The organism is Halopseudomonas litoralis (genome assembly GCF_900105005.1).
In the GTDB taxonomy this organism is placed as follows: domain Bacteria; phylum Pseudomonadota; class Gammaproteobacteria; order Pseudomonadales; family Pseudomonadaceae; genus Halopseudomonas; species Halopseudomonas litoralis.
In genome coordinates, this window is sequence record NZ_LT629748.1 from 2,957,879 (window position 1) to 2,978,359 (window position 20,481).

The 20,481-nt window shown below is 57.4% G+C and carries 18 protein-coding genes, 2 pseudogenes and 1 other annotated feature; of the genes and pseudogenes, 11 read left to right on the forward strand and 9 right to left on the reverse strand.

Translation table 11 applies throughout. The features are described from left to right. Nucleotides 1-15: 15 nt before the first annotated feature. On the reverse strand, nucleotides 16-1,071 hold the full coding sequence (locus BLU11_RS14150; RefSeq protein ID WP_197674202.1) for a DEAD/DEAH box helicase family protein: 1,056 nt from the start codon (nucleotides 1,069-1,071) through the stop codon (nucleotides 16-18). A 248-nt stretch (nucleotides 1,072-1,319) separates the two neighbouring features. Here BLU11_RS14150 and BLU11_RS14155 point away from each other — a divergent pair. Continuing rightward, nucleotides 1,320-2,482, forward strand: a protein-coding gene (locus tag BLU11_RS14155) for an IS3 family transposase (RefSeq protein ID WP_090272001.1) whose coding sequence is annotated in 2 segments (ribosomal slippage) — nucleotides 1,320-1,575 and nucleotides 1,575-2,482 — 1,164 coding nt in all. Because the reading frame shifts where the segments join, the coding sequence is not laid out codon by codon here. On the opposite strand, the gene BLU11_RS14160 is transcribed toward BLU11_RS14155, so the two are convergent. Beyond that, nucleotides 2,392-2,928 (reverse strand): class I SAM-dependent DNA methyltransferase, encoded by a 537-nt coding sequence (locus BLU11_RS14160; RefSeq protein WP_157718683.1) that lies wholly within the window; start codon nucleotides 2,926-2,928, stop codon nucleotides 2,392-2,394. The two genes, BLU11_RS14155 and BLU11_RS14160, sit on opposite strands and share 91 nt — an antisense overlap. A 363-nt stretch (nucleotides 2,929-3,291) precedes the next feature. Between BLU11_RS14160 and BLU11_RS14165 the strand changes: the two are divergent. Continuing rightward, nucleotides 3,292-3,570, forward strand: a pseudogene (locus tag BLU11_RS14165) (type II toxin-antitoxin system HicB family antitoxin); the annotation flags it as partial. Between the two features lie 271 nt (nucleotides 3,571-3,841). Here the strand turns inward: BLU11_RS14165 and pcaF are convergent. Genes pcaF through BLU11_RS14180 form a run of 3 tightly spaced genes read right to left on the reverse strand, consistent with a single transcriptional unit; the run spans nucleotide 3,842 to nucleotide 6,653 of the window. Next, a complete protein-coding gene (pcaF, locus tag BLU11_RS14170; protein ID WP_090274454.1) occupies nucleotides 3,842-5,044 on the reverse strand; it encodes a 3-oxoadipyl-CoA thiolase in 1,203 nt (400 codons plus the stop codon). Between the two features lie 18 nt (nucleotides 5,045-5,062). Further along, a complete protein-coding gene (locus BLU11_RS14175) occupies nucleotides 5,063-5,836 on the reverse strand; it encodes a CoA-transferase subunit beta (RefSeq protein WP_090274456.1) in 774 nt (257 codons plus the stop codon). A 1-nt stretch (nucleotide 5,837) separates the two neighbouring features. Continuing rightward, nucleotides 5,838-6,653, reverse strand: a complete 816-nt coding sequence (locus BLU11_RS14180; protein ID WP_090274458.1) for a CoA transferase subunit A — start codon at nucleotides 6,651-6,653, stop codon at nucleotides 5,838-5,840. A 188-nt stretch (nucleotides 6,654-6,841) separates the two neighbouring features. On the opposite strand from BLU11_RS14180, the gene BLU11_RS14185 reads away from it, so the two are divergent. The 5 genes from BLU11_RS14185 (at nucleotide 6,842) to BLU11_RS14205 (ending at nucleotide 12,031) form a co-directional block, all read left to right on the forward strand. Next, nucleotides 6,842-7,630 carry an IclR family transcriptional regulator domain-containing protein gene (locus BLU11_RS14185; protein WP_090274460.1) on the forward strand — a complete coding sequence of 263 codons (789 nt, stop codon included), beginning with the start codon at nucleotides 6,842-6,844 and terminating at the stop codon, nucleotides 7,628-7,630. Nucleotides 7,631-8,498: 868 nt separating this feature from the next. Then, a complete protein-coding gene (locus tag BLU11_RS14190; protein WP_090274462.1) occupies nucleotides 8,499-9,122 on the forward strand; it encodes a paraquat-inducible protein A in 624 nt (207 codons plus the stop codon). Beyond that, nucleotides 9,119-9,736: a paraquat-inducible protein A gene (locus BLU11_RS14195; RefSeq protein WP_090274464.1), complete on the forward strand. Its 618-nt coding sequence runs from the start codon at nucleotides 9,119-9,121 to the stop codon at nucleotides 9,734-9,736. The genes BLU11_RS14190 and BLU11_RS14195 overlap by 4 nt, the downstream gene beginning before the upstream one ends. Then, the gene (locus tag BLU11_RS14200) at nucleotides 9,726-11,408 is read left to right on the forward strand and encodes a PqiB family protein (RefSeq protein WP_090274467.1); all 1,683 of its coding nucleotides are present in this window, start codon (nucleotides 9,726-9,728) and stop codon (nucleotides 11,406-11,408) included. Before BLU11_RS14195 ends, BLU11_RS14200 begins: the two co-directional genes overlap by 11 nt. Further along, nucleotides 11,405-12,031 (forward strand): PqiC family protein, encoded by a 627-nt coding sequence (locus BLU11_RS14205; RefSeq protein WP_090274469.1) that lies wholly within the window; start codon nucleotides 11,405-11,407, stop codon nucleotides 12,029-12,031. The genes BLU11_RS14200 and BLU11_RS14205 overlap by 4 nt, the downstream gene beginning before the upstream one ends. A 114-nt stretch (nucleotides 12,032-12,145) precedes the next feature. Here the strand turns inward: BLU11_RS14205 and cynS are convergent, their stop codons facing one another. Further along, complete coding sequence (gene cynS / locus BLU11_RS14210) at nucleotides 12,146-12,595, reverse strand: cyanase (protein WP_090274471.1); 450 nt, start codon at nucleotides 12,593-12,595, stop codon at nucleotides 12,146-12,148. A gap of 339 nt (nucleotides 12,596-12,934) precedes the next feature. Here cynS and BLU11_RS14215 point away from each other — a divergent pair, with 339 nt between their 5' ends. Together BLU11_RS14215 and BLU11_RS14220 are read left to right on the forward strand one after the other, a co-directional pair. After that, nucleotides 12,935-13,477: an Arm DNA-binding domain-containing protein gene (locus BLU11_RS14215; RefSeq protein WP_090274473.1), complete on the forward strand. Its 543-nt coding sequence runs from the start codon at nucleotides 12,935-12,937 to the stop codon at nucleotides 13,475-13,477. Nucleotides 13,478-13,488: 11 nt separating this feature from the next. Further along, a protein-coding gene (locus BLU11_RS14220; protein WP_090272669.1) for an IS3 family transposase occupies nucleotides 13,489-14,702 on the forward strand; the annotation gives its coding sequence in 2 pieces (ribosomal slippage) (nucleotides 13,489-13,765 and nucleotides 13,765-14,702; 1,215 coding nt in all). Continuing rightward, nucleotides 13,758-13,874: a sequence feature (AL1L pseudoknot), on the forward strand. Its footprint overlaps the gene before it by 117 nt. A gap of 73 nt (nucleotides 14,703-14,775) precedes the next feature. Here BLU11_RS14220 and BLU11_RS19870 read toward each other — a convergent pair. The 3 genes and pseudogenes from BLU11_RS19870 to BLU11_RS14230 form a co-directional block, all read right to left on the reverse strand. Continuing rightward, nucleotides 14,776-14,877 (reverse strand): annotated as a pseudogene (locus BLU11_RS19870) (plasmid related protein); the annotation flags it as partial. Nucleotides 14,878-14,896: 19 nt separating this feature from the next. Then, nucleotides 14,897-16,047, reverse strand: a protein-coding gene (locus BLU11_RS14225; RefSeq protein ID WP_090274475.1) for an IS3 family transposase whose coding sequence is annotated in 2 segments (ribosomal slippage) — nucleotides 14,897-15,810 and nucleotides 15,810-16,047 — 1,152 coding nt in all. Because the reading frame shifts where the segments join, the coding sequence is not laid out codon by codon here. A 59-nt stretch (nucleotides 16,048-16,106) separates the two neighbouring features. Beyond that, nucleotides 16,107-16,361: a hypothetical protein gene (locus BLU11_RS14230; RefSeq protein WP_090274478.1), complete on the reverse strand. Its 255-nt coding sequence runs from the start codon at nucleotides 16,359-16,361 to the stop codon at nucleotides 16,107-16,109. A 312-nt stretch (nucleotides 16,362-16,673) separates the two neighbouring features. Here BLU11_RS14230 and BLU11_RS14235 point away from each other — a divergent pair, with 312 nt between their 5' ends. Continuing rightward, the gene (locus tag BLU11_RS14235) at nucleotides 16,674-19,172 is read left to right on the forward strand and encodes a type I restriction-modification system subunit M (RefSeq protein WP_090274480.1); all 2,499 of its coding nucleotides are present in this window, start codon (nucleotides 16,674-16,676) and stop codon (nucleotides 19,170-19,172) included. Further along, on the forward strand, nucleotides 19,165-20,481 hold the full coding sequence (locus BLU11_RS14240) for a restriction endonuclease subunit S (protein WP_090274483.1): 1,317 nt from the start codon (nucleotides 19,165-19,167) through the stop codon (nucleotides 20,479-20,481). Before BLU11_RS14235 ends, BLU11_RS14240 begins: the two co-directional genes overlap by 8 nt.

The window sequence follows — 20,481 nt, forward strand, 5'->3', positions numbered from 1 at the left end:
AAAACCCGGTACGATTCAATCAGTACGATCGGGGGTGGCCGTAAGCCCCAACATAAAGGAAGGAGCAAAGTAGCTCAGCAATCGATGATAGGTCGGAGCTGACGCATGGTGGAATTCATCGATGACGATGTAATCAAAATGCTGTGGTTTAAAGCGCTCCAAATGCTCAACCTTGCCCAGCGTTTGCACAGATGCGCAGAGCACATCCACCTGCGTATCCCGCTGCTGCCCCTGATAGAAACCAATCCATGCAGAAGGCCTGATACGAGCAAAGGTGGCGGCCGCCTGATTTAGTATTTCTTCCCGATGAGCGACAAACAGCACCCGCCTCGCACCCATCTGAACAACATCGAAAGCAGACAACCAGGTTTTTCCTAAGCCCGTTGCAAGAACCACTAAGCCCCGCGTATAGCCTTCTTCACGTGTTGCTATCAGGGCTTGCAGTGCCTCATCCTGAATCGGCGTTGGTGTGGGCGGCGGATCACTTTCATTGCTACCGGCCTCCACTGGTTGCAGTGGCTGAACCCGCCGTCTTTCATAATCATCGATCCAGGTGTCGGTTAAGGGCACCGCTCTGGGGTTGTGAAACAGCTCTTCAAAGCGGCCTCGTGATTCCAGATAACCATCGTCGCCCGGATAATCAACTCGATAATTCCACTCCAGACCGTGCTGTAAAGCCTGCCGACTGATGTTACTAGAACCGATAAAAGCTCTACCCCAAGACGGACTTTCTAGCGAGCCGCCGGCAAATAAGTAGGCTTTCATATGGAAGCTACTACTCGCGGCTTCATACACTTTTATTTCTGCACCCTGCTCTTGCAGCAACATCAGGAGGCGTAATGCTTCGGGATCGGTGACGCCAAGGTAGTCACTGGTAATAATTCGAATATTTGCGGCAGATGGCCCTTCCGTCCGGGTCAGAGCATCAAGCAAATCAGGCATGAGAAGCCGTAGCCCAGTGCTTTTAACAAAAGCCACGGCCATCTCAATTTCATCGGCTTCATGTATTGATGCACACAAGTGCGGTAAGAATGGGTTTTCAGTACCACCGACAATCAGTTTCTTGGTCATTCCACCGCAGCCTTAAACAGCAAAAGGTTGAACCACTGCTCTACTCGCCCCGGACGCTGGTCTTCCGTAAGCCAGGACTCCTGCTCAACGCAGCCTATAAGGTGTTGCGTCCACTGCTGCACTCGCTGCTCGTTGGCATCGGTAAAAAAACGCTCATCTTTGACCCGCTCCCCATCACCATACTATGTAGTGGTCTAATGAAACCGGACACCAACTAGGCGACAATACTCGCCATTGAGAGGTGTTCGATGACAAGAAAGCGACGTACTTTTACCCCTGAATTCAAACAGGAAGCAGCCAGCCTGGTGCTGGACCAAGGCTACAGCATTACCCAAGCCAGCACATCGCTGGGCGTGGTTGAAAGCGTCCTGCGCAAGTGGGTTAAACAGCTCACTGAGGAGCGGCAGGGTGTCACCCCTAAAGGCAAAGCCATGACACCAGAGCAGCAGCGCATTCAGGAGTTGGAAGAGCGGTGCCGGCGGCTGGAGATGGAGAAGACCATCCTAAAAAAGGCTACCGCTCTCTTGATGTCGGACGACTGGAAACGTACACGCTGATTGACCAGTTGAGAGAGCAGGCCCCCGTTGACATGGTGTGCGCAGCCTTTGATATCAACCGTTCCTGTTACTACGAACACCGCCAGAGGATACAGCGTGTGGATGCTGAGCGTGTAGCCCTGAGGGCCCAGATTAACGAGCTGTTCAACAAAAGCCGCAGCTCGGCAGGTAGCCGCACCATCAAGGACATGCTGAACGATCAAGGCGTCGGCATCGGCCGCTTCAAGGTGCGCCGTTTGATGGGAGAGCTTGGCCTGATTTGTAAGCAACCAGGCCCCCATAAGTACAAGCAGGCCACCGTGGAGCGGCTAGATATCCCCAACCGTTTGGACCGGGAGTTCGATGTGGCGCAACCAGATCAGGTCTGGTGCGGTGATATCACCTATATCTGGACCGGGCAGCGCTGGAGTTATCTGGCGGTGGTACTGGACCTGTATGCCCGTCGCGTCGTCGGCTGGGCCATGTCTGACACCGCTGATGCGGACTTGGTGGTACAGGCCTTGGAGCATGCGTGGGAGCAGCGTGGGCGCCCTCATGGGGTGATGTTCCATTCTGACCAAGGATCACAGTATGCAAGTCGCAAGTTCCGGCAGAGGCTGTGGCGCTTCCGTATGGTGCAAAGCATGAGTCGTCGAGGCAACTGCTGGGATAATGCTCCTATGGAGCGGCTGTTCCGCAGTCTGAAAACGGAATGGATACCGCCGATGGGGTATCACAGCCTGGCAGCTGCCCGGAAGGATATCAGCAACTACCTGATGGGGTACTACAACCAGAAGCGTCCCCACGCCTTCAATGGCGGGCTCGCTCCGGCGGTGGCCGAAGAAAAACTTAAAACTGTGTCCGGAATCAGTTGACCACTACACTTGAAGCTGCAGTAAAGAACGCCCCCGCCCAGCAGCGCTTCCCACAAACGAGAAAACGCCTCTGGCAGCTTAGTTTCTGGCACGTGCAGCAAACTGGCGCAGGCCCATATGCCGCCGTAACGGGGAGTTTCTTTAAACTGCTCAAACATTTGGACCGCAACGGACTGGCCAAGCAACTCACTAGCCTTTATCGCCATAGCTTCGCTGGCATCAAAAGCTCCCACGGGGTAGCCCAATCCTTTAAACGCCGTCGCATCGCGTCCCGAACCGCAGCCTGCATCCAGTATGGGTTTCCCTACCGGCACATGCTGTAGAAAGCGTGCGTAGAGCGCGTCCATGTTCACGCCCACCGTATCCCGGTAGAACTGCTCTGAATGGGTGTCGTAATAATCAGCGCTGTCGATCAACGGTCGTTGCCCCCGATTCAGCCAGCTCAAGGCGCTGTCCGCGCAGGGCCAAACTGCGATGGTAATCATCACGCTCGGAGTGCTGTCGCTGTTTCAACGTTCGATAGTCTGTCGCTTCCATTGCTCCTCCCGGATCACACTACAGTCCTTACTACAGGGGCTGGATCCATTATGCATGGAAGGACATCACAATAAAGCCATTTGGCATCATTTCAGGTGCGCCACAATTTAGGCGCCTCGGTGACATCGCTTATTTTCCATCACTCTTGATTGGCTGCAGGGCTGACTTTGAACCTGTGTGTATATCTAGCTGAAAACACCATAAGGAGATCTTGACGCGCAGCAGGCAGACAATTGCCCTGCTTGTAGAGCATGGATGGTATGAAGTAGCGCATCTCCGAGGCACTCGATAACATTCAGGACGCGCTGGCACTGCATTTTGAAGGTTTGCTTGCAGATGGCGAGCCGCTACCGCAGCCAAGTGAAATTGACGCTCATGCGCTGAACCCGGACTTTGCTGGCGGTGTGTGGGCGCTTGTCGATTTCGATATAACCCCCTATCTGGGTAAGGCTGTCCGCTTCAATGCGACCTTACCGGAGTATCTCCTGTCGCGAATAGATGATTATGTGAAGCACCATCCAGAGCAAAAGAGCCGCTCCGGCTTTCTGGCTGACGTCATTACGGGTTCTGCAGCAGGCCTGAGCTGTCCGGGTCGCGCTTCGCACGCCGTCGCCGCGAGGCGGCGCGTCCTACAGGTGAAGCAACCAGACTAGAGCACTGTTTGCGGCGCAACAGCTCGCTGTCGCAGGCGGGGCATAAACTCCCAGGCTGCTGTAGCGAGACGGTGCTGGATGCGCGGGGTTGCCGGGAGGCGAGGAAGACAATGTGTGCATTGTGGGGATGGGTAGCAGTCCACCACTGGGGCGGACTGCTGGGGGAGGGTTAGACGCGCTCGATGAGCGTAGCAATCCCCTGTCCCACACCTACACACATGGTGCAGATGGCGTAGCGGCCGCCGGTGCGTTGCAGTTGCAGCGCGGCGGTCATCAACAGGCGGGCGCCGGACATGCCCAGTGGGTGACCAAGAGCGATGGCGCCGCCGTTGGGGTTGACCCGGGCGTCGTCGTCGGCGATGCCCAGTTCGCGCATGACCGCCAGGCCCTGTGCGGCGAAGGCTTCGTTGAGTTCGATGACGTCGATGTCATCAATGCTCAAGCCATGTTTGTGCAGCAGTTTGCGGGTGGCCGGTACCGGCCCGATGCCCATGATGCGCGGCTCGACACCGGCGGTGGCCATGCCCAGCACCTTGGCGACCGGCTTGAGGCCGTGCTTCTGTACTGCGGCTTCGCTGGCGACCAGCATGGCGGCGGCGCCGTCGTTGACGCCGGAGGCGTTGCCGGCGGTGATGCTGCCGTTCTCACGGAAAGGCGCTTTCAGTGCAGCGAGCTTGTCCAGGCTGGAGGCGCGGGGGTGCTCGTCCTTGTCGAAGATCAGCGGTTCCTGCTTGCGGCGCGGGATTTCGACGGCGACGATCTCTTCATCGAACACGCCGTCGGCCTGGGCCTTGGCGGTCTTTTCCTGTGAGCGCAGGGCGAACAGGTCCTGGTCTTCACGGGAGATATTGAACTGCTCGGCGACGTTTTCCGCGGTTTCCGGCATGGAGTCGATGCCGTACTGCTTTTTCATCAGCGGGTTGACGAAGCGCCAGCCGATGGTGGTGTCTTCGATCTTCTGGCCGCGACTGAAGGCGCTGTCGGCCTTGCCCATGACATAGGGTGCGCGGGACATCGACTCGACCCCACCGGCCAGTACCAGCTCCATTTCACCGGCACGAATGGCGCGGAAAGCAGTACCTACCGCGTCCATGCCCGAACCGCACAAACGGTTCAACGTGGTGCCGGGGACGCTGGTCGGCAAACCGGCCAGCAGCGCCGACATGCGGGCGACGTTGCGGTTGTCTTCGCCGGCCTGGTTGGCGCAGCCGAGCATGACCTCTTCGATGGCGGCCGGGTCCAGATCCGGAGTCTGTTCCAGTACCGCTTTGATGACCTGAGCTGCCAAATCATCGGGGCGCACAGTTGACAGGGTGCCACCGAAACGGCCGATGGCCGAACGGCGCGGGTTACACAGATAAACGTTACTCATCACTGACCTCGACTTGTGTTATTGACCGGCGTGGTGTGCGGCGGTGCGTGCTTTCAGTGCACGCAGCACAGTCAGTTCCTGCTCGGTCGGTACTGGGGTGGTTTCCAGTGTGTCGGCAAAGCGGATCTCCCAGCCAGTCGCCTCGATTACCTGCTCGCGGGTCACGCCCGGGTGCAGCGAGGTGACTACCAGCTCCTTGCTGGCGGCGTCAGGCTTGAGGATACACAGGTCGGTAATCACCACGGTCGGGCCACGACCGATGTTCGGCACGTTGTCCCGCGCCTTGCCATCACGACCAAAGCCAACGGTGGTGATGAAGTCCACGTCCTTCACGAAGGTACGCTTGGAGTGCTTGACGGTGATGAAGACTTCCTTGGCGTTGGTGGCGATTTCAGGTGCGCCGCCACCGCCGGGCAGGCGTACCTGCGGATTGCGGTAGTCACCGATCAGCGTGGTGTTCAGGTTGGCATAGCGGTCGATCTGCGCCGTGCCGAGAAAGCCGACGCTGATATGACCGCCTTGCAGCCAATAGCGGAACATTTCCGGTACCGACACGGTAGTCAGAGCCGATGCGCACAGCTCGCCGTCACCAATGGACAGCGGCAGCACGTCTGGCTTGGTCTGCAGCGTGCCGGATTCATAGATCAGGGTGATGTCTGGCGCGTGGGTCAGACGGGCCAGGTTGGCCGCCTCACTGGGCAGGCCGATACCGACAAAGCAGGTCATGTCATTGGTCAGCGCTCGTGCAGCGGTGACGCTCATCATTTCCGAGGAGGTGAATTCAGTAGTCATCTCAGGCTGCTCCATTCTCGAATACGTTATCTTTCAGCCACGCCTGGAACAGATCACGATCACGCGCGATGGCATCCCACTCTTTATAGAAGGCGTTGTCACGATCGTAGTAACCCAGCGCGTAGGACGGTGCAGCGCCCTTCTCGGCCACTGCAATGGCGCTGATGGCCCAGGATGGCAATACACAGGCATTAACCGTTGCACCGAGGTCATCAACGATCTCTTCCACCGTAACGATGCTGTGCTTGGCCGCCAGAACGGCTTCCTTCTGCACGCCAACGATACCTTCCACCAGCACGTTGCCTTTGCGGTCGGCGCGCTGTGCATGGATCACTGCAACATCGGGACGGATCGACGGTATTGCCGCCAGCCGCTCACCCGTGAAGGGGCATTCAATGAACTTGATCTCGTCGTTGACCTTGGGCAGGTCACTGCCGATGTAGCCGCGCAGTACTGCCAATGGCAGACCGGACGCGCCGGCTTCATAGGCGTTAGCCATGGCCGCATGGCTATGCTCGACAAGCTCCAGACTACACGGCCACTCTTTCTGGACCGCATCACGCATGCGGTGCAGCGAGCCGACGCCGGGGTTGCCACCCCAGGAGAAGATCAACTTCTTTACGCAGCCAGCGCCGATCAATTGGTCATACACCAAATCCGGAGTCATGCGGATGAGCGTCAGATCGCGCTTTTTCTGACGAATCATTTCATGGCCAGCAGCGAACGGGATCAGATGAGTGAAACCTTCCATCGCGACGGTGTCACCGTCATGAATATACTTTTTCACCGCATCCCGCAGAGAGAGGAACTCAGCCATCACATGTCTCCATCGATGTTATGATTTATGTTCGCAGTGCGAACTAAAGTTTTATATGCGAACATAATGGCGCAATTGATTTCCCTCAGTCAACACCGTCTTTGGTCTTATGCAAAATAACGAGACATTGTTCGGCATGCGAACAATGTTAATATCGGCTCACCTCATTCATTTCAGGAGAAACCGTTATGGATAACAAACTTCAACCCGGTGACCGGGATTATGTCGCTGCGCTGGCATCCGGGCTGTTAATCCTGAAAGCCTTTGACGCCGAGCACCCGCGCATGACCCTCACCGAGATGGCCAGCCGGACCGACATGGACCGCGCCAAGGCGCGGCGTTTTCTGCTGACCCTGGAGGCGCTCGGCTATGTCAGGCGCAGCGGTCGGGATTTCGAACTGACTCCGCGGGTGCTGGAGTTGGGACATGCTTTCCAGGCGTCCAATCAGTACCGCGCTGTCATCCAGCACTATCTGCAGGACATCACCGCCGAGATAGGCGAGTCATCGTCACTGAGCGTGCTGGATGGTGCTGATGTGGTCTACGTGGTGCGCTCGGCTGCACCGCACCGGTTGATGGCGATCACCCTGTCGGTCGGCACCCGGCTACCGGCAGCCTATACCTCCATGGGTCGGGTGTTGCTGGCTCAGCTGGCAGATGCGCAACTCGACAAGCTGCTGACCCAGGTCAAACTCCAGCCGCACACGCCGCATTCGCTGATCGACATGGCCGCGCTGCGGGCGGAGATCACCAAGGTCGGACAACAGGGCTACTCCATCGTCGATCAGGAGCTGGACCTGGGGTTACGCTCGGTGGCAACCCCGGTGTTCGCAGGCAATGGCGATCTACTCGGCGCGATCAACATCAGTACCAACGCCGCGCGGGTGCCAATCGAGGTGTTGCTGGATGATTATCTGCCGCGCCTGCAGCGCATGGCCGAGACTGTACACAAGACGGTACGCTCGGCCGCGGGCTGAGTCTCGGCCCCCCCCACAATCAAACCGCCAACCTCTGCCCACCCCTGGAAAAGTGTTACCTGACAACTGTTACCCGGCAAACTGCTACCCCACCAGGTAGCGGTAACACTTAACGGGGAGAACGGTAACACTCTCGCTTCGCCCACCTGCCACGAAATCGCGCACAACCACCCAACCCATTGATATTAAAGGAAACGAATAACTTGGCACGACAACTGCTTTGTTATACGTACAACAAAAATAAAAACCGAAACCAGCAAGACCCATAACAAAAACAAGATTCAGCTCTACACATAACAAAAACAAAACGTACGAGTGCAGCAAACTGATTTTTTTGGAGAATGGGAAATATCCGCAAGCGAGCAATATGCTCGATTGGAACCGAGAAGAATAAAAAGTTGCTCAAGCAACCCACCGGATCCGATGTCAAACCTGACCACTGCCGTTTCCTGAGCGTCCAAAGCAATCCGCTTGCTTTAGGAAGCCCAGATGGGCTCAACGGTGTGGCAATGCCACCTCGCCAAAAAGAACAAGAAACAGCTCACAAAACAAAAATAAAAAGCATTTAAAGGGAGCGAAAGCTCCCTTGAGCTTTTCCAGCCCCAGGAAAAGTCCAATCGGCTAGTCCAGCCACCCCCCCCGCACCATGTACAGCTTCGCTCGTTAGATATGTCCTGTAGATCAGAGCAACCATTCAATCGGCAATATAGACATTTGCGAAGGCGGGTCTGGTGTCATGCGATGCCGCGTCATGCAGACACCGCAGCACTCGGAGAGTGGTAACCTACCCGCAAACCATTGCCCTTGCGATGATCGTACGATGATCACAGCAAGGATACGCCGCCATGAAAAAAGAGTATGGAAGTCTATGCCTGGGGCTGAGACGAGCCAGCAGAAGTTGGTCATTTGCGAGCATTGCGATTCGGTATACCAACGCCCTGCCCTCGCCCTTAAGCAAACGGCCCACTGTCGCCGTTGCGGCGCCTTGCTGGATCGCGGCAGGCGCCTGAGCACCGATCAGCTGCTGGCTTTGACTTTTGCAGCGGCCATCCTGTTTGTGTTCGCCAATACCTTTCCCATCATGGGTATCAGCATGCAAGGGCTGAGTAATGACGCCACACTGTGGTCCACCGTCGAAGCACTGGCCCAGGGCCGGATCACCCTGATTGCTCTGGTCACGGGTCTCAGCATCATCTTCGCGCCGGCCTTGCAGATCATTCTGCTCGCCTGGGTACTGATTTACGCACGCCGTGGGCGTATGGCGCCGGGATTTCGCATATGCATGCGCACCCTTGAGCACTTGCGCCCCTGGAGCATGCTGGAGGTCTGCCTGCTCGGTATTCTGGTAGCCATCATCAAATTGGCCGGCATGCTCGAGGTTCACCCCGGCATCGGCTTGTGGGCGATGTCCATGCTGACGGTGCTGATCATCCTGATCGGCGGACGCGATGTGCGTGAGTTATGGGACGAGCTGGAAGTCGCTCCGCAATGAGTCTGCCTCCCTATGCGGCAGAACTGGGGCTGCAGTTGTGCCACGACTGCGGCAACACCTGCCAACTCGATGATGAGCAGTGCCCGCGTTGCTGGTCAGGGCTGCATGCACGCAAACCCAATAGCATTGTCCGTACCTGGGCGCTGTTGATCGGCGCGCTGATTCTGTATCTGCCAGCCAACCTGCTGCCGGTGATGTATACCGACATGTTCGGCAACGGCAGTGAGAGCACCATCTTGAGTGGTGTCATCGAATTCTGGCGCGGCGGCTCATGGGATATAGCTCTGCTTATTTTCATAGCCAGCGTCGTGGTGCCCTGCATCAAGTTCTTCGTGCTCGGGTTGCTGCTGATCACCGTGCAGCGCCGCTCTCGCTGGGCGATGCGCGAGCGGGCGCGGCTGTACCGTTTTATCGAGACCATCGGCTACTGGTCGATGCTTGACGTACTGGTGGTTGCCCTGGTGGCGGCACTGGTGCAGTTCCGTGCACTGAGCACCATAGAGCCGCGCATGGGCATTCTGTTCTTCGGCCTGGTCGTTGTGTTGACGATGATGGCTTCAATGACTTTCGATCCGCGATTGATTTGGGATGCAGAGAAAAACGATGTCAGATAACACCTACCACAGCTCCTCCCGACCCGCTCCCGGCGAGCCGGAAATCAGACAACGCCGTGTGCGCATTTCGCTTATCTGGCTGGTCCCTATCGTGGCGGCACTGGTGGGGCTGTCCATGGTCCTCCAGAACTGGCTCTCCGCCGGCCCACAGATCACTGTCAGTTTTCTAACGGCTGAGGGGCTGGAAGCCAACAAGACCCAGGTCAAATACAAGAACGTGGTTATCGGTCGGGTGACCGGTATTACCTTGAGCGTGGATCAGACTCGAGTACTCGCCACCATAGAGCTGGATCAGAACACCGACGCCTTCGTACGAGAAGACGCTCAGTTCTGGGTGGTCCGCCCGCGCATCGGCGCCAGCGGCGTCTCGGGTGTGGATACCTTGCTGTCCGGCTCTTTCATCGGTGCGGACCCAGGCGATGCCACTGACACCCGCCGCGAGTTCATAGGTCTGGAAGCGCCACCGCCGGTGACTTTCGGCGTGGAGGGCAAGCAGTTCATCTTGCGTACCAGTGATCTCGGTTCGCTGGGCATCGGCTCACCCGTGTATTACCGCCGCATTCCCGTCGGCCAGGTGGTTTCCTACGCGCTGAGTGAAGATGGCACGGGTGTGTCGGTGCAGATATTCGTCAATGCTCCCTATGATGACTTTGTTACCGAGGACACGCGCTTCTGGAATGCCAGCGGTGTGGATGTCTCCCTCGCCGCCGACGGCTTCAAGGTCAATACCCAATCGCTGTCATCGATCCTTGCCGGGGGGATAGCCTTTCGCGCACCTGCTTACAGCACCGACACCGAGCCTGCCATCGAGGAAAGCGAATTCGCGCTATTCAACGATATGGCCCAGGCGATGGCACGCGATGACGGGCCGGCGCGCTTCGTACAGATGCGTTTCGACCAGACGTTGCGCGGACTGAACGTCGATGCACCCGTGGAGTTTCTCGGCGTACCCATTGGCCGAGTGGTATCAGTCAATCTTGATTACGATGAGCAGAGGAAAAGCTTCCCGGTGGTGGTGGGCGCCCTTATCTACCCCAACCGCCTGGGCACAGCGAATGACAAGCTGCTCGCTCTGATTGAAGGTGACGATGAAGAACGCAGCGCACATTTGATCCGCTCGTTAGTCGAGAATGGCTTGCGTGCGCAGGCTCGGACCGGAAACCTGCTGACCGGCCAGCTGTACATCTCTCTGGATTTTGACAGCCGCGCCGCCGAGGTGGTGTTCGATCCCCATGCCCAACCGCTGGTCATCCCGACCATTCCCGGCAGCTTTGACAAACTGCAGGAACAGCTGCAGGCCGTGGTGGACAAGCTCAGCAAAGTACCCTTCGAATCCATGGCGAACAATATCGACGGTAGTCTGAGTGAACTGCGCAAGACCATGGAGCAGGTCAACAACGGCGTGCTGCCCCAGCTGCAACGCACACTGGAACGTTCAGAGCAGACACTTGAATCAGCCAATCAGGCGATGGCAGACGGATCACCCCAGCGCCAGCAAGTGGGTGATGCCCTGGAGGAAGCACAGCGGGCAATGCGCTCGGTACGCGTGCTGACGGACTACCTGAGCCGCCATCCTGAATCCCTTATCCGCGGCCGCGGCAACGCCGAGGCGCCCGCCAGCTTCAAGGGCAGCGCCACTTCACGCGAGCTTAATATGGAGCCTCAACAATGATCCTGCGTTCCTGTCTGTTAGCACCCCGCAGGCTACTGGTTCTGGGTAGCCTGTTGGCGCTGAGCGCCTGCAGTTCAACACCCATGCGGTACCACACACTCATCCCGACGCAGCCAGCTGAAGCCGCTGCCAATGCCCCATCGGTTGAGTTTCAGCTGCAGCTGATGCCGGTGCGTATCCCCATGCAGGTCGATCAACCCAGTCTGATCGTGCGCGAAAGCGATGGACAGCTGAGCATTCTGGAAACGGCCCTCTGGGCCTCGCCACCGGCAGATGAGTTCCATGACGCCCTGGCGTTCGCGCTGGAACACCGGCTGGGCGTCCGCGATCTGGCGGGTCTGCCGGCCAATCCCGAACGCCCTGTCATGAGCATACGCACCGATGTGCGCCGATTCGACTCCTTGCCAGGCAGCCATACCGCACTGGATGTGGTCTGGAGTCTGGAACTCAAGAATAGCCAGAAACAGCGTGCCCTGACCTGCGCAAGCCAAATCAACGAGCCGGCCACCACCGAAGTTGCCAGCCTGGTGCAGGCTCACCAACGCTCGATCGGAAAGCTGGCAGAGGAAATTGCCGGGGCAGCTCGAAAGCTAGCTCAAGATGGCAACACGACTTGTCTGTGACAGGACTCTATCGCCTCTAGCGCTTTCGCCTGCGGCCAGCGCGGTCCAACTGTTTAGATGCGCCCCTCACAAGCGCCCCGCAATCGAGGGGCGCTTCCACCTGCCGATCGATAGTCAGTAGCTCTTGTAAGGCAGAAACTTGCCTGACAGCACTACATTGACCCGGTCACCTTTGGGATCAGCCTGGCGTTGAATATCCATGGAAAAATCGATCGCACTCATGATGCCGTCACCGAACTCCTCGTGAATAAGCTCCTTGATGGTGGTGCCATACACGCTGACGATCTCGTACCAGCGATAGATGAGTGGATCAGTGGGCACTGCACTGGGCAGTGAACCTTTATAGGGCACAATCTGCAGCCAAGCTACCGCCTCGTCAGGCAATTCGAACAGCTTACCCAGCACCTCCGCCTGCCTCTTATCAAAGGTCATCTGGCCAAGGCAACCTGCGGTCACAAACTCCTTCGATAAGCCCACAGCTTCGGCGGCGTGCCTCCATTGCAGGCCTTTGCGTACCTTCGCGGCGATTATCAGGTGGGTTACTTCTTCACGACTTGAGATCATGCTGTACTCCTCGATCTGGCAGGAAATGCCGATTTGGTAAAAGAGGAGAAGCAAGGAGTGGGCCAGCAGCAGATAAGCTGCGTAGAAACGAAAAAGGCCCGCATTTCTGCGGGCCTTTCTATTCGTGGTGCCGGCACCAAGAGTCGAACTCGGGACCTACTGATTACAAGCGGGTCGTTTCTCTGTTTCTGGATGTTTCCCAAACCATCATTTCTTCCCTGTAAGGCCCGTGCTACAAGGGCTTAAGGCATCAACTTGTATCTCTGCGTTTCTGTGGTTTCCTGAGAGTCCAGCGAGAAGCTGTGACCAAAGCTGTGACCAAGCTATCAGGAAGTATCATTGAAAACGAACAAACCGAAAGTTGTAAACGACCAAAAAGTGCGGGGCATGCAGCCTAAATCTGCGCCACTGGTGGAGAGTCTGCCTGGCCGGGGTAATGGCGCACTGCTTTTCAAGCGCCCCAATGCTAATCCCCCTGTCTGCTACTACCGCTATCACGTCAATGGCAAGCAAAAGCTTATCAAGTTAGGAGCTTATCGCCGCTATCCCAGGGATCCCGGATTCAGCCTCCCTGAACTACGGGACATGGCCACCCAGTATGCTCGCATAGCGACGACCCACGGTGATGTTAAAGCGTACCTGACTAGCCAACGGGAAGAGGAAGCCGAGCGACAGAAAGCACTTGAACGGGCTGCCGAGGAACGCCAGCGCCTTGAACAAATTGAAGCGGTGCACGGTACGTTCCAAGAGCTGTTTCTAGATTACATTGAATCTCGAAGAGAAAAAGCCACTCAACGCGTGGTAAAGGAGCTCGAGCGCATATTTGATGTCGACATGCTTCAACTGAATCGCACCGGGTTTCGTGGAGGCCTCAACTCTTGAGAGAATGAGGCATGAAGAAATCTAATAGCTATTCCCCTGAAGTCCGTGAACGTGCTGTGCGCATGGTTCTGGAGAACCTGAAGGACTACCCCTCCGAATGGGCAGCCATCGAATCCATTGCGCCCAAGATCGGCTGTGTCCCCCAGACGCTGCATGGCTGGATACGCACTGATATTGGCCACCGCCCCGGCCAGACGACCGAGGAACGAGAACGCATCAAGGCTCTGGAACGCGAGAACCGGGAACTGCGCAAAGCGAACGAGATTCTGCGCCTGGCCAGTGCGTATTTTGCCCAGGCGGAGCTCGACCGCCGCAACAAACCCTGAACGCCTTCGTTGACGAGTACCGTGACCGCTACGGAGTCGAGTCGATCTGTCGGGTAATCCAGATCGCTCCGTCCGGTTATTACGTGCATGCAGCCAAAGCCCGTCAACCCGAACTGCGAAGCGCTCGTGCCAAACAGGACGAGCTGTTGAGCGATAAAATCCAGCGAGTCTGGGATGACAATATGCAGTGCTATGGCGTCGTGAAAGTCTGGAAGCAACTCAAGCGTGAGGGCATTGATATTGCTCGCTGCACGGTACAGCGGCTGATGCGTCAACTGGGCCTGCAGGGCGTTCGTCGCGGTCATGTGATCCGCACCACCATCCCGAATGAGAACGCGATTTGTCCGCTGGATAGGGTCCAACGCCAGTTCCATGCGGATCGACCCAATCAGCTATGGGTGTCCGACTTTACTTATGTTTCAACGTGGCAAGGCTGGCTCTACGTCGCCTTCGTGGTCGATGTATTTGCCCGGCGTATCGTTGGCTGGCGGGTGAGCAACAGCATGCGAACAGACTTCGTTCTGGATGCCCTGGAGCAAGCGCTGCACGCTCGACAGCCGAGCCGCATGGACGGCCTGATACACCATAGCGACAGGGGTAGCCAATACGTCTCCATCCGATACACCGAGCGTCTCGCTGAGGCCGGCATAGAGCCCTCTGTAGGCAGCAAAGGCGATAGCTATGACAACGCTTTGGCTGAAACCATCAACGGGTTATACAAAGCGGAGCTGATCTATCGGCAATCCTGGCGTAGTCGCGAAGCCGTGGAAATCGCCACTTTGAAATGGGTTCACTGGTACAACCACCAGCGGTTGCTGAGCTCGATTGGGTATATACCCCCGGCAGAAGCTGAGGCAAACTTCTACCAGCAACAATCCGGTCAGACCATGGCGGCCTGACTTAAACGAAATGGCCTCCATAAAACCCGGTACGATTCAATCAAGCTTAGGTCTTGCTCACATGCGCTGATCGCTAATAATCGGAAGGCAACAACAAGGTCGTTACGCTGCGGTCTCCTTCAGTGATGACCCATAGCTTGGGCGATCCCTCTACCGGAATAACATAACTAGAGAACTGAATCGCCCCCAGTATTCTAGACACTCGCCAGACTCTGATAGTGGCGCTTTTCGAACTCGATCGGTGACATGTCACCACTCGTGCCGTGTCGGCGCCTTGGGTTATAAAACATCTCAATGTAATTGAACACGTCCTGCCTTGCAGCCTCGCGTGTTGGATAGATCTGCCGCTTGATCCGCTCCCGTTTGAGTAACTGAAAGAAGCTTTCAGCGACTGCGTTGTCATGGCAGTTCCCGCGACGGCTCATGCTACCCACCAGGTGATTCGCTTTCAGGAAGCTCTGCCAGTCTCCACTGCTAAACTGACTGCCTTGATCCGAATGAACCATGACACAGCCTTGCGGTTTGCGACGCCACACCGCGGCTAACAGCGCGTCTAGCGCCAAGTCAGACGTCATGCGCGGCTTCATCGACCAGCCGACGACCTGACGCGAGAACAAGTCGATAACCACGGACAAATACAACCAACCTTCGTAGGTGCGGATGTAAGTTATGTCTGTCACCCAGGCAACATTGGGCGCTGATACATCGAACTGGCGATCCAAGTGATTGGGTGAGACTATCGCAGGCTTCCCACCGTAATGACCAGGGCGGCGGCGATAACCTGTCTGTGAGCGCAATCCCTCGCAGCGCATGAGGCGGGCTACCCTGTGTTTGCCGCAAGCCTCACCAGCTTCACGAAGATCCAGGTGGATTTTTCGATAGCCATACACGCCGCCGCTTTCCAGCCATGAGTGTTTAATCTGGCCTAACAACCGCTGATCTTCACGAGCCCGATCAGACAGCTTGTTGCGGCACCAGGCGTAGTAACCGCTAGGGTGCACAGTCATCATTTTGCACAGGCGGCGCACGGGGTACAGGTCCACTTGGCTCTGAATAAACGCGTACCTCAATCGGACTCTCTGGCGAAGTACGCGGTGGCCTTTTTTAATATATCTCGCTCTTCGGATACGCGTTTCAGTTCGGACTTCAATCGACGAATCTCGGCCTGAAGCTCATCGTCCTGCTGCCGCTGCTCCGTGGGCTTGGAGTAGCGCTTGATCCACTGATAAAGGCTGTGCCCTGACACGCCCAATCGGGCGGCGACCTCGGCAACAGAGTGGCCTCGGTCAGCCACCTGTTTGACGGCTTCAATTTTGAATTCTTCGGTGTAGCGTGAGTTGCTCATGGGACCTCCTGGGTGCCTTGATTATAAGGCCTGGAGGTGTCTACGAAACTAGGGGCGATTCATTTCTTGACCTTCTGCGCATCCTTCGGAGCAAGCTGGGTAGTCACCGCGACCAGGTCGTCGAGAGCTCCATACAATCCATCGTCTTTTTTTATCGATTGGAAAGCCTTCCGCAACGCTGCGCGTCGATCTTTCTCCGTGGCGGTTACGTTGAAGGTGACGTCCTGGTTGTCGCTTGTCCATAGCCCCAGACAGTCACACACGACTTTGTGCAGGTAGCCTAGCGTCGGCAGTTGATTGCTGGTTGGCAGCATGGTTGTTTCCTCTATGTGAAGTTCTGGGCCAAGCCATCCTAAGGAAACGACAATCTCACACTAAGTATCAAAATCGCGATTACTGTCGCCGCCTGGATCCAGAAGCGCTCCTAGCGCTCGCCCATCCGCCGTGCAATCACCGAGCATACGTCAGGGTGCTGACTGATTGCCGGTTCGTTTATTCCAAAATCACTGTTGGCGAACCATCAAATCCGCAGCATAGCGATACCTCCGCTCTATCTAGGTTAGAATCTGAAGTAATCATATCTACAGGACAGGCATCCACGATGGATGCCCACAAGGAACCACGTAATGCCCCTCACGCTGCAACAATTGGAACGCCATCTGTTCAAGGCCGCCGACATTCTGCGCGGCAAGATGGACGCGTCCGAGTTCAAGGAATACATCTTCGGCATGCTGTTTCTGAAGCGCTGCTCCGACGTATTCGAGGAGCGCTATGAGCAAGTGGTTGACCAAGAACTGAAGGCTGGAAAGAGTCGGGCTGATGCCTATGTCTCAGCATCCAGCCCGCGCTGGTACAAGCGCGACGGCGGTTTTTGGGTTCCCCAACAATCACGTTTCAGCCACCTGGTCAACGAAGCGCACCTCAATGTCGGCGACCTGCTGAATAAGGCGTTGGCCGGGATCGAGGAAAGCAATGCGTCCCTGGAAGGCGTGTTGGAGCACATCGACTTCACCCGCAAGGTCGGCCAGAGCAAGATTTCTGATCAGAAGCTGCGTCAGCTCATCACGCATTTCGGCGAGGTCCGGCTGCGCAACAGCGATTTCGAGTTTCCCGACCTGCTGGGTGCGGCCTACGAGTACCTGATTGCTGAATTCGCCGACTCTGCCGGTAAGAAAGGTGGCGAGTTCTACACCCCACGCTCGGTGGTGCGGCTGATGGTCAACCTGCTCAAGCCGACCCTGGCCCATGACGTGTATGACCCATGCTGCGGCTCCGGCGGCATGCTGATCGCCGCCAAGGAATATATCGACGAGCACGGCGAAGACGGCCGCAAGGCCAACCTGTTTGGTCAGGAATACAACGGTACTGTCTGGTCCATCGCACAGATGAACATGCTGCTGCACGGCATCAGTACCGCCTGGCTGGAGAATGAAGACACCCTGGCCGATCCCCGGCATATCGAAGGCGGCGAGCTGCGCCGCTTCGACCGCATTCTCACCAACCCACCGTTTTCCATCAACTGGGGCCATACCGAAAAAAGCCCGGATGGCAGCCTGGCCTGGAATCCGGCGTTCCGTGAGGAGCGCTTCCGTTTCGGCGAGGTGTCACTGGGCTCCAAGAAAGCCGACCTGATGTTTCTCCAGCACATGCTTGCCGTGTGCCGCGATGAAGGCATGGTCGCCACCGTACTGCCCCATGGGGTGCTATTCCGCGGCGGCGAGGAGAAGGGCATCCGCGCCGGCATCATCGAAGAAGACCTGCTCGAAGCAGTCATCGGCCTGCCGGCGAATCTGTTCTACGGAACCGGCATCCCCGCCTGCATATTGATTCTGCGTCAGCAGAAACAGGACGGCGCCAACCGCGTCAGCAGTAAGCCGGTCGCGCGCCAGGGCAAGGTGCTGTTTATCAACGCCGACCGTGAATACTTCGAGGGTCGGGCGCAGAACTTCCTGCTGCCCGAACACATCGAGAAAATCTCCACTGCTTTTGACGAATTCCGCCAGATCGACGGTCTCAGCGACGTGGTGGACATCGCTACCCTGCGCGAAAACGACTACAACCTGAACATCCGCCGTTATGTGGACAACGCACCGCCGCCCGAACCCCACGACGTGCGCGCTCACCTGCTCGGCGGCGTGCCCAAGGCCGAGGTGCAGGCCAAGGCCGTACTGTTCACCGCCCACGGCCTCGACCCGCTGGATCTGTTCGCCGAGCGCGATGCGCAGTATTTCGACTTCCGCAGCGAGCTAACCCGCCGCGCCGATCTCAAACCCGCCATCGAAGGCAACGCAGGTTTGCAGATCAAGGAAGCCTCGATACGCGCCGCCTTCGAGGCGTGGTGGAGCGAGCACAGCCCGCGCATCACCGCCCTGGCTGGGAAACTCGACGACAGCGCCGCGCTGGTTGATCTACGCAGCGAGCTGCTGGCCAGCTTCAGCGAAACGCTGGAGCGCATCGGCCTGCTCGATCCTTTTCAGGTGCGCGGTATCGTTGCCGGCTTCTGGTACCAGAGTAAATATGATTTCCTCGGTCTGATGGCACGTGGCAGCAGCGGCGTGATGGATGCCTGGCGTACCAGCGTGGTCACCGCCCTGGAAGACAAGGCCAGCAAGCATAGCCCGCTGGAACACAAGCTGGTCAAGTTCCTGCTCGGCGATTTCGTCGCCGGGCTGGCCGAGCTGGAAGCGGAGAAAGCCGAACTTGAAAGCCAACTCAAGGCCGCTACCCCAGCCAAGGGGGCGGAGGGTGACGAGGTGGAAAGCGAGGCGGAAGCCGGCGATGACGAGGAAAACGCCGTTGACGAAGCCCAGCTCAAGGCCTGGAAAGCCGATCTGGCCAAGGTGAAGAAGCAGCTCAAAACCCAGAAGGACAACTTCGCCAGCCACCTGAACAAGGCCGTTGATGGTCTGGACGAGCAGCAAGCCGCCGAGCTGTTGCTGACCATCCTGCACAACGACATGCAGGCCATCGTCGAGCGCTATGTCGCCGCGCAGCGCAAGCAGATCGTTGCCGCCTTCGAGAACTGGTGGGATAAGTACCGGGTGACGCTGAACGAGATCGGACAGAAGCGCGATGCGGCGGCAGAGGCGTTGCAGGAGTTCCTGAAGGGGTTGGGGTATGTCTGAGACTCTGTATGAGCAGCGTCCTTTAGGGGACGCAGTAGAACGGCATATTGGCGGCGGGACGCCCCCACGGCAGGTGCCGTCCTACTGGAAAGGGGAAATCCCCTGGGCCTCAGTCAAGGACTTCCCTGAGCAGAAGGGCGTGATTCAGGACACCGAGGAGCACATTTCCTCTGCAGGCCTTCATGCCAGTGCCAGCAACCTGATTCCTGCACAAACGCCGCTGGTCTGCACTCGGATGGCAGTCGGCAGGGCTGCGTTGCCGGTGATCCCCATGGCGATCAATCAGGACGTGAAGGCGCTTTTTCCTGCCTCGGGTGTATCCGCCGAGTACTTGTTGAAACTAATTCAATACATCCAGCCGCTTGCCGAGGGCAGGGCCGTTGGCTCTACGGTGAAGGGCATCCGTATTCAGGACTATCTGAATATTCCCGTGCCACTGGCGCCTCAAGCGGCCCAGCCTGTCATCGCCCAAATCCTCGACACCCTCGACACCGCCATCCGCGAAACCGAGGCGCTGATCGACAAGCTCAAGGCCGTCAAACAGGGCCTGCTGCACGACCTGCTGTCCCGCGGCATCGACGCTAGCGGCGAACTGCGCCCGCCACAGAGCGAAGCACCGCAGCTCTACAAGGAATCGCCGCTGGGGTGGATTCCGAGGGAGTGGGAGGTTGAGCCCATTATCAACCTGACATCCAACTCAGTGATCGGACCATTCGGCAGTGATCTTGTTGCTGCCGACTACCGCGACTCTGGGGTGCCAGTGATCTTTGTGCGGGACGTTAAACCGGATCAATTCGTGTGGAAGAGTAACGTCTTCGTAAGTGCCAGCAAGGCACAGGCTTTGGCGGCGCATGAGGTCCGCGCGGGTGATGTCGTTGCCACAAAGATGGGCTTTCCACCATGTGTGGCCGCCGTCTACCCAGAATCTATGCCCAGCGGAATCGTAACTGCAGACATAGTTCGTCTGCGGCCATGTACGGATCGTATCTGCCCTGACTGGATGTCGATGTTCATCAACTCTTCAGCCGTCGCCAAGCAAGTCGAGCAGATCACTGCTGGCGTAACTCGGCCCAAGGTTACATTGCGTGATGTTCGGAACCTTCTGATAGGACTACCGCCGTTCAAAGAGCAGGAGCGGGTTTTGGATCGACTGACTGCTATGCAATCACGGATTCAGCTTGAAGAAACCTCACGTGAGAAGCTCACTGCAAAAAAAGCTGGCCTGATGGACGACCTACTCACCGGCCGCGTGCGCGTCACTCCGCTGCTGGAATCTGTGCAGCAGCCTGCTGCACAAACGGGAGCCTGA